This is a genomic window from Synechococcus sp. 60AY4M2, from assembly GCF_002760375.1.
In the GTDB taxonomy this organism is placed as follows: Bacteria; Cyanobacteriota; Cyanobacteriia; order Thermostichales; family Thermostichaceae; genus Thermostichus.
The window spans coordinates 221,019-239,288 of the sequence record NZ_AUMZ01000001.1 but is presented as its reverse complement, the minus strand read 5'-3'; the positions used below and the strand labels follow the sequence as shown (position 1 = coordinate 239,288).

Here is an 18,270-nt window from a genome sequence, read left to right as displayed (position 1 = left end):
CCTATTCTGAGTTGCAAGGACGACGCTCGCTCGGCTTGCTGAGGTCGTGGACGGGGTAGCTGCCGAAAAGCTTCAGGGTTTCTGCGATCGCTTCCAGGGCAGCGATTACCTCTGCATCCAGATAGGGTTGGCCGACCGGATTCTCCAGATCGACAAAAAAGACATAGGTCCCCGCCGATTTCTTGGTGGGGCGCGACTCAATGCGCGACATATTGAGGCCCCGCTCTGCAAAGACTTGCAGCGGCTTTAGCAGCGCCCCTGGCACATTGTGGGGCAGGCTGAAGGCCAAGGAAGTATGGGATCCCCCTGGCGAGGAACGGCGACGGCCCACCACCCAAAAGCGGGTGCAGTTATCCGGGTGGTCGTTGATGGGACAGGCCAAAACCGGCAGTTGGTAGAGCTCAGCGGCCCGCTCTGAAGCAATGACGGCAGCGTTGGGCTGCGCTCGCAGCCGCTCCAATTCTTCGGTGGTGGAGCGGGTTGGAATCAAGGTCGCCCGGGGCAGATGGGATCCCAGCCAAGCCTGACATTGGGCCAAGGCTTGCGGATGGGAATAGACCTGCTCGATCTGCTCCAGCCGGGAGGCGCAGCCGATGAGGGCATGGCGGATGGGCAGGATCAGCGCCTGGCGAATGCTCAGCCCCTCCAGTTGCCAGAGGGCATCCAAGGTCATCGAGACCCCGCCCTCAACGGAGTTCTCCACCGGCACCACCGCCCATTCTTGCTCGCCCGCAGCCACGGCTGCCAAGCAGGCGCTAATGGTGGGGTAGGGCACCAGAGGATGGGACCCCTGGCTATGGAGATGGGGCTGCTCGGGACAGGCGAGCAGAGCGGCCAACTCCGTGTAGGTTCCAACAGGGCCGAGGAAGGCTACCGGCGCAGAGGAGACGATTAAAGCCATTCTTTAGTTTTGTTTGCGAGTGTCGCTAGGAGCCAGCTCTAACTCTACTGCCTCGACGTTGCGCTGCAGCGGGCAATCAGGCTCTGGGCAACGGGGATTTGCCGCCACTATCTCCATAGCCTTCCCCACCTCCCGCCGAATCAGGCTCTGCAACTCTTGATCTGCTTGGATGGCTTCCAGGGTGTATATGGAGCCTTCAAAACTGGTGGTGTAGCGGGGCTGGAGGTTGTTGAGGGCCAAGGCGGCGGCATCGTGACAGAATCTCTCACAGGAGCAGTAGCGCTGCTGGCTTTCCAGGAGCAGCAGCTCGTTCACCATCTCCAGAACAGCCCGCTCCATCTGATTTTCCAACCTCTTCAGAGGTTTGCGTGCCTCCATGGCTGCCTCCCGATGTCACTGATCCCGCCGCCAGTCCTCATTTTCCCAAAAACAGGACGGTTCTCGGCTTACTTCTGAGGCTGCTATATCCTTCACTACTTGACAAGTCAGGAAAAGCTACCCTACGTAAACTACCCGACTCCGACCGCCCCCCAACCCCCTGTATACGGGCCCCCAACCCCCTGTATACGGGGGGCAGGGGGGCGGGGGGATATAGGGGGCTCCTGCGGTTTCTAGCTCAACAGGAAGAGAAGTGACCGCAAACCCCCAGGCGCCGACGCGGCCAGCTACAATTTCACCCCAACTCCTCTGCTGGCGGGAGTCAGTTCTCACTTGCTAGCCCCTCTACCAGAATTGAGGGGGGAGGTAGGGATCCGAACCCACGCTTAAAACCTCGCCTGCATTTGCTGCTACCATAAACCGCCCAACAAAAACGTGCCATAGCGTCAACGTCAGCTAGCTTCCCCGAGCACGTTGACCAGCACTCTCGGCAGGCGGGCAGAAAGTCCGCACAGCAGTTCATAGGAAATGGTGCCCAACTGATCCGCCCAATCCTGGATTGAGAAACCCGCACTCGCCAGATGGGGGCCCAGCAGCTCCACCACATCACCCACCTGAATATCCGGCCTCTCGGTGACATCCCACATGCACTGATCCATCGTGATCGTGCCCACCTGCTGGATCAGGCTGCCGCGCACCCACCCCCGCAGCCAGCCGGAAAGCCGCCGTGGGATCCCGTCGGCATAGCCGATGGCCAGTGTGGCAATGCGACTGGGGCGAGAAGTGACGTAGCGATGGCCATAGCTGACGCCGGTGTGGGCGGGTACGGTTTGGATGTGGGTCAACCGCGCTTTGAGGCGCAGGATCGGCCGCAACCCCGGCACCTGCAGGTGCGGGGCAGGAGACAAGCCGTAGAGGGCCAGCCCCAACCGCACGCGGGGATAGTGGAGATGGGTTAGGGCGCCGGCGGAGTTATCCAGATGTAGGGGGGGCAGGGGATCCCCGGCCTGGCGGATCTGCTCCACCACCTGGGCGAAGCGGGCCTCTTGCTGGGCCATCACCGGAGAATCGGGCTCATCTGCCGTTGCGAAGTGGGAAAACAGGCTACAGCCTTCCAGCTCGGGGATCCGGCAGATCTGCCCCCACACGGCGGCGGCCTCTTGCCAGGGAATCCCCAGGCGGGTCATGCCCGTATCGACGTTGACGTGGACAGGAACAGGCCGCCCGGCCCAACGGGCCACCTGGCGCATCACGGGGATCTGCTCGGCCCGGGTGAGGCTGACCTCCAGCCGCGCAGCCATGGCCTGCTGCAGCTCGGCCCAGGTATTCAAAGCCCCCAACACCAAAATCGGGGCCTGGAGGCCGGCCTGCCGCAGCTCGATCCCTTCTGCCAGGGTGGCCACACACAACCCCTTGGCACCGGCAGCGAGGGCTATGGGAGCCACCAAGCGAGCTCCATGGCCGTAGGCATTGGCCTTGACCACTGCCCAGATCTCAGTGTCTGGCGACAGGCGCGCCTGCAACAGACGCAGATTTTCTCGCAATTGGGCTGCGTCAATTTCCACCCATGCCCGGCTGGTCAGCAGCTCCAGCTCTGGGTTGAAATCCGGCCAGAACCCCGTCTCGCCGACGGGATCCGCTCCCTGGGATCCCTGGCTCTGGGTCCACGAGGCGGACGCCGTGGCCAGGGGGCTATGCCCTGCCGTCGCCAGCGCAGAAGCGTCGTCCGGCGTGTGATCCACAGCTTCACCCCTCACACCAAGCCTATGATCACTGTCAGGTTTAGCGCAAAGTCCACCCGGGCGCCATCCACAGCAGCGGCACTTCCGGGATCCCGGCCACCTCGTGGCTCCCCAACAGTCGAGCGGGCCAGAGATTTTGCCCTTGCGGAGGCAGTCCTTGGCTCAATAGTCGCTGCAGGGCGCGTTGGAAGGGATCTCTCGCCGTTGCTGGCGACAAAGAGGGATCCCCGGTCATGCGCCGCAGATCTTCCACGGCTTCGGCATATCCTCCCAGGGCATCTACCAGGCCCAACTCCACAGCCTGCGCCCCGGTGAAGATGCGCCCATCGGCCAACTGGCGCACCCGCGCCTCATCCAAGCTTTGCCGTCGGGCGATCATCTCCGCATCCAGCACCTTTTCTGCCCCTTTGTCCGGCAAGCGCTGGCGTCCGCGGGCCACATCGCGAACGAACTGGTCGAGGGTATCCTCCACCAACTCTTGCAGCAGACGTTGCTCTTGGGGGGTGGCAGCCCGGAAAGGGGAAAGAATGTCTTTGTACTCGCCGGTTTTGAAGGTCTGCGGCTCTATGCCGTAGTTGTCGAGCAGTTTGCCAAAGTTGAGGCCGCTGATGATCACCCCTATGCTGCCGGTCAGGGTGCCCGGGTTGGCGTAGATCTTGTCGGCAGCACTGGCTACATAGTAGCCGCCGCTGGCGGCAACGTCTTCCATGACGGCAATCACCGGCTTGCCGGCTTCCCGCAGAGCCGTGACGGCGCGGTAGAGCTCCTGGCTGGATCCCACAGCCCCGCCCGGGCTGTTGATGCGCAGCAATACAGCCTTGACGGCGCGATCCTCGACAGCTTCCCGCAACTGATCTAAGGGAGAGGTGGGCAAACCTACCAAAGTCGAGCCCCGTGGCCCTCCTATCGTTCCCTCGATGGTAACCACCTCAATGCGATTCGCCCCTCGAGGGGCCTCTAGCCCGACGCCACCCCGAACCGACTCTGCGGCAGGTCGTGTGCCGCCAATAACAGCCGCAATCAGGCAGACCACCAGCAAGGAAGCGGCCAAAAGGCGGTTAAGCTGAGATCCCTGTGTCACAAGCCCCCCAATGTCGCTGACTCCGTTCTATCACCCGGCAAGCTCCTGCAACAGAGGGCAGGAGCCAGGTGGATCCAATCTCCACTTTTGCAAGTGGACGCTCCAACCCAACTCTTGACAAGGATCTCCCGTCTATTTAGGATAGATTCCCGTACTTTTCACCGCCAAAGCAGCTTCTACAGGCTAAAATTGTAGTCTGGAGCGGGCATAAATCAATTGCCCAGGCTCTTGCCGGAAGGCTGCATCTTGGGGCTTTAGCTCAGTTGGTAGAGCACTTCAATGGCATTGAAGGGGTCAGCGGTTCGAGTCCGCTAAGCTCCATTGGCCTGATAGCATCCGAGGCCCAGCAAATGGTCACTCCTTCCCTCCGACCGGAGGAGACGGCTTCGGCCATGGGATCCCCGCCTTGCGGGAGGTATCTGAGCCGCCGTGAGGCAACCCGGCCATGGTCGCCCCCCTTTCCCCGTATACGGGGGGAAGGGGGTACGGAGCGGGGCTCCTGCGGCTTCTAGCTGACGCTGCCTCAATCCCTTGCAGATCTGCGCCGATCCCTGGGCGAAGGGCCCCTGCCATTGGACAAAGATGCTCTAAAACGCCGCCGAATTATAGGGTGCAACTAAATAAAAAATGGTGCAAACTATTGGTGGTGGCAGGCTGGAGGGATCCCGGGCAGCGATAGTGTGTACTGCGGGTGAAGCAAGGGGGGCAATCGTAGCAAGCTCTCAAGGCAACCCCAGGCCGCAGCTGAGCTCTGGGGGGAAGGGAGACGTCTTCTGGCGAAAAAACGGCCAAACAGAGGTTCCGCTGCCAGCTCAACTCCCTGATGAGGAGCCCCCAAGACAAGAAGGGCGGCCAACAGGCCTCGGAATCGGAAAGAAACCTTACAAGATCCCTCCCCTGGCTTGAACCCACCGGAAAACTTCTCTATACTGCAGGGAACTTTATCCTGTACCTCCCCTTCTTCATCTTCGCTTTAACCTATGCGTGCTCCCTCCTCAGGCGACTCGGATCCCACCTTTCCCGAAGCTCAAGCCGGCCAGTCGGCCAAGGACTCCGTCCCGCTTACGCGAACGGAATCGGATCCCAATCCAGAGCGGCATTCGGCCCTGAGGCAGCGGCAGCAGTTGGAGGCTCGGCTACTCGAAGCCGAAGCGGAGCTGCACAGTCAACTGGCCGAGAGGGAACTGCAGTCTCGCAAGCAGCAACAGCAGATAGAGCTCTTGCAATTGAAAGCCCAAACGCCTGCAGACGCTGCTTGGGAAGCCGAATGCCGAGCCCTGCGCCAGAAGGTGGCCGAGCAAGAAAAGGCGCTGCAGGAGCGGGAACATGCCCTGCGCCAGTTGCAACAGACTTTGGCAGAGCAAAAAGTTCAGCTCTCGGAGCAGGAAGCTCAGCTGGCGGCGCGGCAACGCCTCAACGAGCGGCAGCGCCAAGATATCGAAGCCCTACAGGAGCAGATCGAGCAGCTACGGCTGGCCCATGCTCAGGAGCGCCGTCAGTGGGAACACCGTCAGCAGGAGCTACAGGCTTCTCTGGTGGAAGCTCAAGACCTGGCGGAAAAACGGGTGGAGATGTTGCAGCGTTTCAAGGCAGAGCTTTCGTTGGCCCGCACCCAAATTGCAGAAACTCAGGCGGAGCTGAACAGCCTGCGGGCTCTGTACAACGACCAACGGGCAGCCTGGCAAGAACAGCGGGAACATCTCGAGGCGCGTCTGGCGGGCTATGCCGAGACAGAGGCGGAAGCGGAGCAGCGCTGGCAGGAACAACGGCAGGAATTGGAAGCGGCGCTGGCCGATGCCCAGGCGCAACTGGCCGCTTTGCAAGCTCAGCAAGAGCAATGGCGTCAGGACTCCCGGGAGCAGCAACAGCAGTGGCAAGCCCAGGTCGAAGCGCTGCAAGCTGCCCTCGCCCAAGCGCAGGCGGAAATTGCCCATTGGCAGCAGGAGCACCGCCGTCTGGAGGAACGGTACGCCCAGGCCCAGCAGCGCCTCGGCGATCTGGAGCAGCGGCTCCAAGCAGCTCTGGCCCAGCTTGCCGACCAACCCACCTGGCAATCGCAATTGCGCTCTGCCCAGATCGCCGTCACCCATCTGCAGGAGCAAACAGAGGCCTTGGAGGGGCAGGTGAGGGCCCTGCAGGCGGAACGCGCCGCCCTCGCCGAAGAAAACCGCTCCCTGAGAGAGAAGTACGAGCAGCAGCAGATGCACCTGCTCAGCCTGAAGACGGCTTTGGAGCGCAAGGGAATAGACATCCCGCCTCGCGCTGGTGCAGCGGCTCCCAATGCTGCCGACACGCCAACACGGTCTGAGTCTCTCGCTTCGCTCCAGGCCGCCAAGCCCAAGTCTGCCCTATGGACTCCGTCCCGCTTACGCGAACAGTCCCGGCCTTTGCTGGCTCGCCCTGATAAGCGGGCAGTGGATCTGCCGCGGTTCTTGCCCCGACCGTGAGGGATCCGGTGGCGCAGCCTGCTCCTCCCCGCTGGCTGGAGGTGTGGGTGGATCATCCCCACTTGGGGGGCTGCTTCACCTACCGCGTGCCAGAGGGATGGGAGCCAGAAGCGGGCGATCTCCTCAGCGTTCCCTTTGGCCAACAGGTGGCGGGGGCGGTGGCTCTGGGCTGGCGCTCGGAGTTGCCGACAGGAGTAGATCCCCAGTCGGTGCGAGAGATTGAAGCGGTGGTGGCCAAAGGGATCCTGCCCAAGGATTTCTGGCCTCTGCTGCAGCGGGTAGCCAACTACTACCTCACCCCCCTAGCCCAGGTGGTGCGCACCGTTTTGCCGCCGGGCTTGCTGAGCCGCTCCCAGCGGCGGATCCGCCTGGTTGGATCCCCGCCAGGGGAATGTTCGCCGGCTGCCCAGGCTTTGCTGCGGCTGCTGCGGGAGAAGGGAGGGGAGCTGTCTTGGCGTTACCTCCAGCAGCAGGTGCCCGGCGCCGAGGTCGCTCTGCGGGAGCTGCAGCGGCGGGGTTGGGTGGAAAGCTTCTGGCAGGAGCAGCAGGGGGGCAGGGTGAAAACCCAACAGGCGGCCACCTTGGTGGAGGACTCGCTGGAGGGGCTGAGCTTGCCCCAGCAGAAAGCGCTGCAGATCCTCAAGCAAAAGGGGGGGGAGCTGCTGCTGGTCGAGTGGGAGCGCCTGGCGGGGGTGAGCCGGTCAGTGCTGCAGAGCCTAGCCCGCAAAGGCCGGGTGCACCTCTACGAGCGACCCTTGCTGCGGCTGGGAGAGGCCGAGCGGCCTGTGGAGAAAGATTTGCCCAAGCCTCTGACGCCAGCCCAGGCCGAGGCAGTGGCGGCCATCCAGCAAGCCCTGGGGCGAAACCAACGCTTTCTGCTGCATGGGGTCACCGGCTCCGGCAAGACAGAGGTGTACCTGCAAGTCATTGCCCAGGTGCTGCAGCAGGGGCGGTCAGCCTTGGTGCTGGTGCCGGAGATCGGCCTTACCCCGCAACTGACGGATCGCTTTCGGGCGCGGCTGGGATCCCGCGTGTGGACCTACCACAGCGGCCTCTCAGCCGGCGAGCGCTACGACCTCTGGCGGCAGATGTTGGTTGCTGTCCCCCAGGTGGTGATCGGCACCCGCTCGGCGGTGTTTGCCCCCTTGGCCAACCTGGGCCTCATCGTTCTGGACGAGGAGCACGACGACAGCTTCAAGCAGGATCAGCCCCAGCCCTGCTACCACGCCCGTCAGGTGGCGGAGTGGCGGGCTGAGCTAGCCAACTGTCCCCTAGTTCTGGGCAGCGCCACACCGGCAGTGGAAACCTATGCGGTCCACCTGCAGGATCCGCAGCGCTGGGTTCGTCTCCCTTTGCCGCAGCGCATCCCCCAGGCGGGGATCCCGGCCACCCTGCCCCGGCTGGAGCTGGTGGACATGCGCCAGGAGCTGCAGGCGGGCAACCGCAGCATTCTCAGCCGCCGCCTGCATCAAGCTTTGCACGAGACTTTGAAGAGGGGGGAACAGGCCATCCTCTTTGTCCCCCGGCGGGGGCACAGTACCTTTGTCTTGTGCCGCAGTTGCGGCTTTGTCCTCACCTGCGCCCACTGCGACGTCTCCCTTACCTTTCACCTGGAGGGCGGGCAGGAGCTGCGCTGCCACTACTGCGGCGCCCGCCAACCCCACCCCCAGCACTGTCCTGCCTGCGGCTCGCCCTACCTCAAGCACTTCGGCACCGGCACCCAGAAGGTGGTGGAGGTGCTGCAGCAGCACTGGCCGCAGGTGGCGATTTTGCGCTACGACAGCGACGCCACCCGCCGTAAGGGATCCCACCGGGATTTGCTGGAGCAGTTTCGCAGCGGCAAGGCCCAGGTGCTGGTGGGCACCCAGATGCTCACCAAAGGGCTGGACATCCCCCAGGTGACGCTGGTGGGGGTGGTAGCCGCCGACGGGCTGCTGCACCAGCCTGACTACCGCGCTGGCGAGCGCACCTTTCAACTGCTGACCCAGGTGGCGGGCCGGGCAGGCCGCGGATCCTTGCCAGGCCAGGCCATTATCCAGACCTATTTGCCAGAGCACCCCATCTTGCAAGCGGTGCTGGCCCACAACTACGAGGGCTTTGTCCAGGCCGAGCTGCGCCAACGCCAAGAGGGGGGCTACCCGCCCTACCGGGCGTTGATTTTAATTCGCCTGAGCAGCAGCCGCCTGGAGGCGTTAGAGCGCTACTGCAGCCGCCTAGCTGAGGGCCTGCAAGGGATCCCGGCGGAGGTGTTGGGGCCAGGACCGGCCCGAGTGGAGCGGGTTGCCGGCCGCTACCGCTGGCAGATCCTCCTCAAACAGCTTCCCGATCAGCCCTGGGATCGCGCCCAGATCGATACCCACCTGCGCCGCGCCCTTGGACATATTCCCCAGGGGATTCGCGTCAGCCTCGATGTGGATCCGCTGCGGATCCTCTAGGGGCGGCAGTTTTGCCGCAGCTTGGCGTTGGATGGCCCCAACCTGTTTTATAGTCGTTTAAGCTTCGTTTAAGCTCAGGGATCCCCCACGGGCTCAAAGGCCGGCGCTAGGCGGGATCCCGTCAAGCTGCCAGCGTCAATCCTGGGAGGAGAAGGATTTGTGGCCTATCGTGTAACGTTGATCCCCGGCGATGGCATTGGCCCGGAAGTAACCAGGGCAATGACCACAGTCCTGGAGGCCACCGGGGTGGACTTGGAGTGGATCCGAGTAGAAGCAGGGGTAGAGGTGATTGAGAAATACGGCACGCCTTTGCCACCGCAGGTGTTGGAGTCCATCCGGGAAACCAGAGTGGCCATCAAAGGGCCCATCGGCACCCCTGTAGGCACGGGCTTTCGCTCAGTCAATGTAGCCATCCGCAAAGAGCTGGATCTCTACGCCAACCTGCGCCCGGCCAAGTCCCTCCCCGGCATCAAAAGCCCCTTTCAAGACATTGACCTGGTGGTGGTGCGGGAAAACACCGAGGATCTCTACGCCGGGATCGAGTTCGAGCGAGGCACCCCCGAAGCAGCCCACGCTCGCGAAGAGATGATGCGTCTTTCTGGCAAGTTCATCCGCGAGGGATCTGCCATTGGCATCAAACCCATTTCGGAGTTTGGCAGCCGTCGCATTGTCAAGTTTGCCTTCGAATACGCCCGCCAGAATGGCCGCAAAAAGGTAACGGCCGTTCACAAAGCCAACATCATGAAGTTTACCGACGGCCTGTTTTTGCAGGTGGCACGGGAGGTGGCCCAGGAGTACCCCGACATCGAGTTTGAAGATCTCATTGTCGACAACATGTGCCTGCAACTGATGCAAAAGCCCCAGCTCTACGATGTGCTGGTGCTCACCAATCTTTATGGGGATATTATCTCCGACCTGTGCGCCGGGATGATCGGCGGGCTGGGGGTGGCGCCAGGGGCCAACATCGGCGATGGCATTGCGGTTTTTGAGGCTATCCACGGCTCAGCGCCCAAGTATGCCGGCCAAAATAAGGTCAACCCCTCTGCCCTCATCCTCTCCGGGGCCATGATGTTGCGCTACCTGGGCGAGCGGGAAGCCGCCGCGAGGGTAGAAGCGGCAGTGCAGTCGGTCATTGCCGAAGGCAAATACGTCACCTATGACCTGGCGCAAGGGGAGCCTGTGGGCACCCAGGAGATGGCCGAGGCCATCGCCGCCCGCGTCCAGGAGATGGCTCCTCCCCAGGATCCTATTCCCATCGAGTCCTAGATCCCTGCTTCCCTCGGGAGAGGGTGAGGGCTCAGTAACCTAGAACCGGATCCACCACCCCCAGCAAGGGTTCTCCCAGCCGAAAGCGGCTCACATTTTCCCGCACCCGCTCGGAGAGGGCAGGGACAATCATGGCGTCGGTGATGGCCGTGTGGGGGGTAATTAGGCAATTGGGCAAGCGCCAGAGGGGATGTCCATCGGGCAGCGGTTCTGGATCCGTAACATCCAGGGCGGCACCCCGGATGATCCCCTCCTGCAAGGCGGCCACCAGGTCAGGGGTGACGATATGTTTGCCGCGCGCCACATTGACCAACCAACAGCCGGATCCCATCTGCTCCAGCTCTGGCCAGGCGATGATCCCCTCTGTCTCGGGGGTGAGGGCCAAGGCCAGGATCACCACATCCGCTCCTGCCAGCACTGCCTGCCGCTCCGCCAACGTCACCACCCGGCTGGCTCCCGGCAAGGGATCCGCCCTGCGCCGCACCACCTCAACGGAACACTGGAAGGGCTGCAACAAGCGGATCAGGGCCTGGGCAATGCCCCCCGCCCCGAAGATGACCACGCGGCTGCCCCAGAGGCTGGTGCCGGATCCCGGCTGCCAAGTCTGGGCCAGAGCGCGGTGCTTGAGATCCCGCAGGCCGGCCAAGGTGAGGGCCAGGGCATGCTCGGCCACCGCTTGGGCATAGACCCCCTTGCCGCAGGTCCACACATAGGCGGGATCCAGGATCCCTGCCTGGGCAAAAGGCTCCACGCCCGCCCAGGGCAACTGCACCCAGCGGATCCCCTTTCCTTCGGCAAGACACTGCTTGAGCTTGGGCACGTCAAAGGCATCGGCCCACACCAGAGCCTCCGCTTCCGCCAGCGGCACCAGTTCGCCACCCCCCGCCAGGACTGCCTCTTTTAACCAGGGTCGGAGGTGGTCGGGTTCGACGGCTATGCGTCTGCCTTGGATGCCCATCAGAGCTCTCGAAGATGACTTCCCCTTTGCCAGGATATCGCTGGCAGAAGGGGGTGGGAAAAGCCTCAGAACTGTTAAGGGATCCCAAAGGGAGGATGGGAAGGGATGCCGGAATCGCTAGGTTAGGAGCTGTAGCCTCTGCCTCTTCTTCTCGTCTTCAGCCCATGACCCTTTCTGAGTTTTTGACCTTGGTGCTGCTGCTTTTTCCGGGCATTCTGCTGTCTTTGATTTTGATGGCCACTTTTGCCGCCGGCGGATAGGAGCTGCCAAGCTTGCTCAAAGCCAAAAACTTGCCCTCTTCCTGCCAGATGCAGTTTCCCAACTTGGCGCCTTGGGTGGTGCCGGCAAGGTGGGTCTCTTGGTCCAAAGCTGTGGCCTGGGCGGGGGCAGCTCTCCTCTTGCTCAGCAACCTACCTGTCCCTGCCCAGACGCTCCTCAACGGGCAGCCTGTGCGGGTAGTAGAGGGGATCCCTTTGTACCAAAGGATGGTTTGGCTGGAGGATCGACGGATCCTGGTTTCCGTCGTGGCAGTTTCCCTAGCCGCCGGCCAGTTGCGCCCCATTTGGGCCGACCCTGCCAGTCTAGTGGGCCTGGGGGAGCTGCCCGCTTTTAGCCGCGAACGGGGAGCGGTGGCTGCTATCAACGGCGGCTTCTTTAACCGCAATACCCGCCAGCCGCTGGGGGCCATTCGCCTGGAAGGCCGCTGGATCTCCAGCCCCATCTTGGGCCGAGGGGCGATTGCCTGGTTTGACGCCGCCAATTCTCCCCCTGGCTTGGAGCCGGTGCGCTTTGCCCGCCTGCGGATGCAAATAGAGCTGCGCAACGACTTGGGGGATCGGATCCCCTTGGTCGGCATCAACAGCGGCTACATCCTGCCCGGGATCGCCCAGTACACCCCTGATTGGGGATCCACCTACACCACCCAGACGGACGACGAAGTTCTCCTCATTGTGCAAGAAGACCGGCTGCAGCAGATCCTGTCGGCAGGCGTGGCCGGCAAAGTGACGGTGCCGATCCCTCCCAAAGGCTACATACTGGCAGCACGAGGGCTAGAGGGCGCTCTAGAAGCCGGCAAGCTGATCCCAGGAGATCGCCTCCGGCTGGACTGGACGGTGGATCCGCTGGAGCTGGAAGCCTACCCCCACATTCTGGGGGCAGGGCCGCTCTTGCTCTTGGACGGCCAGGTGGTCCTGGATGCCGAATTGGAGGGGTTTCAGCCTCTCTTCCGCCGGCAACAGGCTGCCCGCAGCGCCATCTGTCTGCGGCAGGGGCAACCGGACAACAGGGATCTGCTCCTGGTGGCCGCCGGCAATGCCCAGGAAAACCAAGGGCTCACCCTGTTGGAGATGGCGCAGTTGTTGCGGCAGTTGGGCTGTCGCCACGCTTTGAACCTAGATGGAGGCCGCTCTTCCACACTGGTGCTGGGGGAAGAAGCCGTCAATCTGGAGCCAGAGATCGGACTAGCCGACGGCGAGACTGATCCCAATACAACGAGATCTCGGCGGCGCCTACCCCGGGTTCACAATGGCTTGGGTTTTTTCTCCAACCTAAGTCGCTAGCGGCAAACCAAGACAACTCTTCCGGCAGCAGGATACGGTTCTTTTGATGTACGGCTCGAGCGTCGGATCCCCATCTGCTTTCTGGCTACTTTTTAATCAGCTTGACACTCCCTCTGCCTGAAGGCGCAGTCCACAAACGAACTCGTAGAGGCGTTGTCAAGCCACCCCTAGACAGCCCCTTGAGGCAGAGCCCCAAGGTTCTACTTACTTTTCTGAGACTAAAGGAGGCTTCTCAGAGAAGAAAGAGCCTTGCCCCCCTTGCGCCATAGGATCCCGGCAACATCGGTACCCAAGGATCTGGAGCGCGGAGTGACCGGCTTCAAATGGGATCCAACCCCAGCTTTTTCCGGCAACCCTGACGGGAGCCGCTACGGATCCGTTCCTTGTCTGCAGCGATCCTGCTTGCCTACAGAACCCTCATAAAGTTGGCAAAAACCCAATAGAAATTCCTATTCATTTGATCAGGAAACAGCGACGCAATCTATATAGAAATACTGAAGTTTAATTCAACAGAAAAACTATCAAACAACCAACTGTACAAAAAATTGGTCTTGCAATAAGTTTTACATTATTTTCCAATTAACCGCCGATCCTGATAGACCTTATCAAAAGACCATCTTTATGACGGCAGTAAACAATCTGCGTTTATCGACCTAAGAAAGTAGACCTTCTGGCTCTGTGGTCGCAACCTTTCTCAAATGAACTACTTTGGAATGCACACAAGTTCTTCGACTTCCAATCAAGCGGATTAGTCTATAGTCTATGCCGAGCAAGGCTCCTGGGACGCCTCAAGTCTCTTTTCTATTGAGTTCTATTGAGTTGAGCAAGCCGCCGTCATTGGCCTTCTCATGTATTGAGAGTTAATCTTATCTAGAAAAAGTGATCTTTTGCTTGCATCTTTTTGGGGCACATTTTCGTGATTAAGCAAGATGGCTAGACGCTTAAGCTTTTACACCTCGGCGGAAGTTTTATTAAGATCTCATCCAAAAGCTTTTCTTCTCGCCCATCGCCTCCGCCTGGCAAAAAGCTAGGATGGGCAAGGATTATACTTTCTAACACCGTATTCGGGGCGGTTTGTGTGTCGACGGGAAACAGAACTGACTCGTTGACGAATAGGCACAGGTGGTGTTTCATGGAATCCGTAGTCAATGTTTTCCACCACTTGTAAGCCTTGCGTCCCATCAGTTGCCGTTTGCCTTGGCAGGCGGTAGTTGCTTGTGGCTCTCCTTCGCGTCTCCGCAACGGTGACGGATAGGGCTTTTGTTCCTCGGCAAAGCCGCCCAGACCAAGGGCCTTGTCCCCTAGCCCCCTCACGAGATAAAACCGTGGTTCGCACTGCCTCACCCAATCCTATGCCCTCCCCCAAGGATGCCGTTCCTGTTGCCCGCATCAAACAGCCTGCAGCCCAGGCCAACCCTGCTGCCGGCGACCGCTTTTTCCAGCGGGACGGAGCCTTTTCTGCCCAGCTGATCCCCCAGGGATCCCTGCAGCTCTACACCCATCCCAGCCGGGGCATGTTCACTCCTGTGATGGCTCAGGCACTGCGCTTGGCCGGCCAGGGGACGCGGGTGTTGATCGTGCAATTTCTCAAGGGCGGGATCAACCAGGGGCCGGAAAATCGTCTTTTGCTGGGCAGCTCGCTGGAGTGGGCCCGCTGTCGTCTGCACCGCTGCATCGATACGCCTCACCTGGAGCCGGAGGAGCGGGTGGCTCTGGACGAGCTGTGGCAATTTACTCAGGAGGCGGTCAGGAGTGGCCGTTATGGCTTGGTGGTGCTAGACGAGTTGGGCCTGGCCATCAAGCTGGGCCTGATCCCGGAGGCGCAGGTGCTGGATTTGATCGATCAGCGCCCAGTCTGGATGGACATGGTGATCACCGGGCCGGAGATGCCGGATTCTCTCCTGGAGCGCGCCGATCTGATCACCCAGCTACGTCCACGGCGGGATCCAGTCCTCGTTCCTCCTTCCCCAGAGGGCGGCCCCCCGCCGAGAATGGATCCCTAGCGGGTCAGCAGCTCGTAGCCTTGCCAGCAGCGACTGCGCTCTCTTCTCCAAACTCTCTGGCCTGTCGGGCAGCCTGTTGCAGCCATGTTAAAAAACGACCGCTGGATCTACGAGCAAGCGCAACGGGGGATGATCGAGCCGTTTTGTCCTGAGCTGGTGCGCCGCGTGGAGTGGAACGGCCAGATGCGGCCCGTCTTGAGCTACGGGCTCTCGTCCTACGGCTACGACATTCGCCTGTCACCGGTGGAGTTCAAGATCTTCCGCCACGTGCCCGGCACGGTGGTGGATCCCAAGCGGTTTAACCCCAAAAACCTGGAACCTGTGGAGCTGCACCACGACGAGATGGGGGACTACTTCATCATCCCCGCCCACTCCTACGGCCTGGGCGTCTCCCTAGAACGGCTGCAAGTCCCGGATAACATCACCGTCATCTGCATTGGCAAGTCCTCCTACGCGCGGGTAGGGCTGATCGCCAACCTCACCCCAGCCGAGGCGGGGTGGCGGGGCTATCTCACCTTGGAGTTCTCCAACGCTTCCAGCGCCGACTGCCGCGTGTATGCCAATGAAGGGGTGGTGCAGCTCCTCTTCTTGGAAGGGGATCCCTGCCAGACCACCTACGCCGACCGCCAGGGCAAGTACCAGGATCAACCCCAGCGGGTGGTGGTGGCCAAGGTCTAGGTGGCACACCCTCCCCCCAATCCCTCCCGGACAAAGCCTCTGGCAACCGGCATCCGTCGGCTATGCTGGAGGCGTGCTGCTGTGTTTGTCCATGAGCCATTCTTTCCTACTGGCTGCTTCTGCTGGCCAAGCCGAACCCGGCCAGCTTCTTCCAGGGAGCGTTGGAGAGCTCAACCCGGATCTCCTAACGGCTAGCTACGACTACTCCCTGCCCCCTGAGCGGATCGCGCAAGCCCCTGTGGAGCCACGGGATCAGGCGCGAATGCTGGTGGTGTACCCAGATAGGCACGAGCACCGCCGCTTCTGCGACCTCCCCGACTACCTGCAGGCCGGGGATCTGCTGGTTCTCAACGACACCAAGGTAATCCCAGCCCGGCTATGGGGGGCTAAGGTTTTGCCGGGAAAGGACGCTTCCGGGGCACGGGTGGAGGTTTTGCTGCTGGAGCCCATCCCGGCCAACACCTCCAAGCAGGAGCAAATCTGGCGGGTCTTGGTTAGGCCAGGCAAACGGGTCAAGGTGGGGGATCAAATCCGGTTTTGGGATCGCCAGGGATCCCCGGCTGAACTGGGGGCCACAGTGCTGGCCGTGGACGCGGAGACGGGTGGCCGGGTGGTGCAGTTGACCTGGGAAGGGGCGGATACCTTTGAGCAGATCCTGGGGCGGGTGGGGCGGATCCCGCTCCCTCCCTATCTGAAAGCTGCCCACGCCCTTGATCCGACAAGCGCGGGAGTCCGACCTGAAGACTATCAAACGGTCTGGGCCAGACACCCGGGCTCGGTGGCCGCCCCCACCGCCGGGCTGCATTTTACCCCCCAGCTCTTGGAGCGGCTGGCCCAAAAGGGGATCCAAACTGCCTACATCACCCTCAACATCGGCCTGGGCACCTTCCGCCCGGTGGAGGCGGAGCGAGTAACCGACCACCGCTTGCACAGCGAGTGGCTCAAGGTGCCAGCGGAAACGGTGGCCACTATTCGCGAAACCCAGGACCAGGGAAGGCGGGTGATTGCCGTGGGGACAACGGTGGTGCGGGCACTGGAAACGGCAGCCCTCTGCGGCACCCTGCAACCCTGGCAGGGAAAAAGCGACCTCTTTATCTACCCCGGCTACTCCTGGCGGGTGGTGCAGGGGCTGATCACCAACTTTCATCTGCCCCGCTCCAGCCTGATGATGCTGGTGGCAGCCTTGATCGGGCGAGAGCGTTTGCTGGATCTCTACCAAGAGGCCATCCGGGAGGGTTATCGGTTCTACTCCTTTGGGGACGGCATGCTGATCCTGCCCTAGGGAGAACCCTGCCCTTTGGCTAAGGGTTTGCCAGGAGGGTCGGCAGGACGGTCTTGGCCAGTGGCAAACCAAGTTTGGAGGCGCTCCCATTCCACTTGGGGGTAACCATCCACCGCCCAGTTGGCCCGCCGCTGCAACATGTGCAGCGGGAAGAAGGTGGCTAGGGCCAAGACCGGGATCCCTTGCGAGCGAGCTGCTTGAATGCCGGCGTAGGTGGCTTCAAAACTCAAGCACTCCTGAGGGGAAAGCCCCATCCGCTCTAAAAGCAGACGGTGCAACTGCCCCGGTGATAGGGCGGGATCCCCTGCCTCGCCGGTTACGCGGTAGCGAAAGTCATGAGTCAGCCGCGCCAGAGCTGGACAGGGGAAGCGCTCCAAAAAAGCCTCCACCTCAGCAGCGGCGTGGCCGCTCACTAGGCCCACCTTGAGCTGCAGCCGCTCCAGCTTCTCTAGGGCCTCTGCCAAACCGGGGACAAGAAGGGATCCCTTCTGCTCCTGCAGAGCCTGTTGATAGTAAAGGGCCTTGCGGCGCAACAACTCTTCTCGTTGCTTGGGGCTGAGCACCCGTCCCTGGGCTTGCCAAAGCGCCGGCAGGCGCTCCCAATCCGGTCGGCCCAGATAGTGCAGCCGGTAGAGCTCCTTTTGCTCCCGGGATCCCAGATCCCAGGGACGCAGGTTCTCCTCCAGCAGCACTTGGTTGATGGCGTGGAGGTGCAGCCCCTCGTCGTCGGCCACCACACCGCTCCAGCTTAGGATCACCCCTTGCAGCGCCATTGGACAGCCTTACCCCCCACTCCTTGCTCTAGGCAGCACGGGCAGGGGGGGCCATGAAGCTGGGGGGGATGGGTTCGGGGACATGCCTTTGCAGGATCGCGTCGATGGCCTGCATTGCCTCCGCCTCCAGCGACCAGCCCCACACGCCGGCTAGGTCCTCCAACTGCTGGCGCTTGCGCGCTCCCCACAGGATTGCACTCACCCCCGGCTGATCCAAGAGCCAGCGCACCGCCAACTGGGGCAAGGTTTTGCCGTAGCGCTCCCGCGCCAGCCGGCTCAGCTCTTCTGCCGCTTGCAGGTACTGGGAGTAGCGAGGCTCTGCAAACTTGGGATCGATGCCGCCGCGCAGATCTCCAGGCGGAAACTGGGTTTGCGGAGTCAGCCTTCCCCCCAACAGCCCCCGGCAGAGGGGACTGTAGATTAGCGTGGCAATGCCGTTGGCCTGGCAGTAGGGCAGGACATCTGCTTCGATCTGGCGCTCAAACAGGTTATAGGGCGGCTGGGCCGTGTGTAGGGGTCCCGGCAAGGACCCGGAGCTAGAGGATGGCAAGCCCCAGAATTGGCGGCAGTATCTGCTGGAACTCAGTGGTATTCCCTGGTGGATCGGCAAGCTCAAGACGTACTTTTACCTGGCGACAGGACAACTGCAGCGATACCCTTACGTTCCCGAAGCGGAATTGAACTGGGTCAAAACGTAGATTTTATGCACCTCTGAATTAATGCAATTGCTGACAGGAATATCAATCAAACGGTATTTCCCAGCTAGG

14 protein-coding genes and 1 tRNA gene are annotated in these 18,270 nt (G+C 61.7%); 8 read left to right on the top strand and 7 right to left on the bottom strand.

Annotation, left to right across the window (positions count from 1 at the left end; translation table 11 throughout):
• Window position 1 precedes the first annotated feature (1 nt).
• From pheA to sppA, 4 genes are all read right to left on the bottom strand, one after another.
• Entirely contained in the window at window positions 2–901 is a 900-nt protein-coding gene (gene pheA / locus SYN60AY4M2_RS01015; RefSeq protein ID WP_011430306.1) for a prephenate dehydratase, read from the bottom strand.
• Between the two features lie 3 nt (window positions 902–904).
• Window positions 905–1,279, bottom strand: coding sequence for a late competence development ComFB family protein (locus tag SYN60AY4M2_RS01010; RefSeq protein ID WP_041438331.1), 375 nt, complete (start codon window positions 1,277–1,279; stop codon window positions 905–907).
• Between the two features lie 452 nt (window positions 1,280–1,731).
• Window positions 1,732–3,036, bottom strand: coding sequence for an alanine racemase (gene alr, locus SYN60AY4M2_RS01005; RefSeq protein WP_240527663.1), 1,305 nt, complete (start codon window positions 3,034–3,036; stop codon window positions 1,732–1,734).
• Between the two features lie 25 nt (window positions 3,037–3,061).
• Window positions 3,062–4,102, bottom strand: a complete 1,041-nt coding sequence (gene sppA / locus SYN60AY4M2_RS01000; protein ID WP_011430309.1) for a signal peptide peptidase SppA — start codon at window positions 4,100–4,102, stop codon at window positions 3,062–3,064.
• A gap of 248 nt (window positions 4,103–4,350) precedes the next feature.
• Between sppA and SYN60AY4M2_RS00995 the strand changes: the two genes are divergently transcribed.
• The 4 genes from SYN60AY4M2_RS00995 to SYN60AY4M2_RS00980 all read left to right on the top strand — a co-directional run bounded on the left by SYN60AY4M2_RS00995 (window position 4,351) and on the right by SYN60AY4M2_RS00980 (window position 10,250).
• Window positions 4,351–4,423, top strand: a tRNA-Ala gene (locus SYN60AY4M2_RS00995).
• 659 nt (window positions 4,424–5,082) lie between these two features.
• Complete coding sequence (locus SYN60AY4M2_RS00990; protein ID WP_099812113.1) at window positions 5,083–6,549, top strand: hypothetical protein; 1,467 nt, start codon at window positions 5,083–5,085, stop codon at window positions 6,547–6,549.
• Between the two features lie 8 nt (window positions 6,550–6,557).
• Window positions 6,558–8,984, top strand: a complete 2,427-nt coding sequence (gene priA / locus SYN60AY4M2_RS00985) for a primosomal protein N' (RefSeq protein WP_228375198.1) — start codon at window positions 6,558–6,560, stop codon at window positions 8,982–8,984.
• A gap of 159 nt (window positions 8,985–9,143) precedes the next feature.
• A complete protein-coding gene (locus tag SYN60AY4M2_RS00980) occupies window positions 9,144–10,250 on the top strand; it encodes an isocitrate/isopropylmalate dehydrogenase family protein (protein ID WP_099812112.1) in 1,107 nt (368 codons plus the stop codon).
• Between the two features lie 31 nt (window positions 10,251–10,281).
• Here SYN60AY4M2_RS00980 and SYN60AY4M2_RS00975 read toward each other — a convergent pair whose 3' ends face one another.
• The gene (locus SYN60AY4M2_RS00975) at window positions 10,282–11,208 is read right to left on the bottom strand and encodes a D-isomer specific 2-hydroxyacid dehydrogenase family protein (protein ID WP_011430313.1); all 927 of its coding nucleotides are present in this window, start codon (window positions 11,206–11,208) and stop codon (window positions 10,282–10,284) included.
• A 272-nt stretch (window positions 11,209–11,480) separates the two neighbouring features.
• On the opposite strand from SYN60AY4M2_RS00975, the gene SYN60AY4M2_RS00970 reads away from it, so the two are divergent.
• The 4 genes from SYN60AY4M2_RS00970 (at window position 11,481) to queA (ending at window position 16,730) form a co-directional block, all read left to right on the top strand.
• Complete coding sequence (locus tag SYN60AY4M2_RS00970; protein ID WP_240527662.1) at window positions 11,481–12,767, top strand: phosphodiester glycosidase family protein; 1,287 nt, start codon at window positions 11,481–11,483, stop codon at window positions 12,765–12,767.
• A gap of 1,325 nt (window positions 12,768–14,092) precedes the next feature.
• The gene (locus SYN60AY4M2_RS00960; RefSeq protein WP_240527661.1) at window positions 14,093–14,770 is read left to right on the top strand and encodes a cob(I)yrinic acid a,c-diamide adenosyltransferase; all 678 of its coding nucleotides are present in this window, start codon (window positions 14,093–14,095) and stop codon (window positions 14,768–14,770) included.
• Between the two features lie 84 nt (window positions 14,771–14,854).
• Window positions 14,855–15,448 (top strand): dCTP deaminase, encoded by a 594-nt coding sequence (dcd, locus tag SYN60AY4M2_RS00955; RefSeq protein WP_011430319.1) that lies wholly within the window; start codon window positions 14,855–14,857, stop codon window positions 15,446–15,448.
• A gap of 91 nt (window positions 15,449–15,539) precedes the next feature.
• Window positions 15,540–16,730, top strand: coding sequence for a tRNA preQ1(34) S-adenosylmethionine ribosyltransferase-isomerase QueA (gene queA, locus SYN60AY4M2_RS00950; RefSeq protein ID WP_099812109.1), 1,191 nt, complete (start codon window positions 15,540–15,542; stop codon window positions 16,728–16,730).
• On the opposite strand, the gene SYN60AY4M2_RS00945 is transcribed toward queA, so the two are convergent.
• Window positions 16,727–17,503: an HAD family phosphatase gene (locus SYN60AY4M2_RS00945; protein WP_011430321.1), complete on the bottom strand. Its 777-nt coding sequence runs from the start codon at window positions 17,501–17,503 to the stop codon at window positions 16,727–16,729. The genes queA and SYN60AY4M2_RS00945 overlap by 4 nt on opposite strands.
• A gap of 28 nt (window positions 17,504–17,531) precedes the next feature.
• Entirely contained in the window at window positions 17,532–18,029 is a 498-nt protein-coding gene (locus SYN60AY4M2_RS00940; protein ID WP_240527660.1) for an aldo/keto reductase, read from the bottom strand.
• Window positions 18,030–18,270 lie beyond the last annotated feature (241 nt).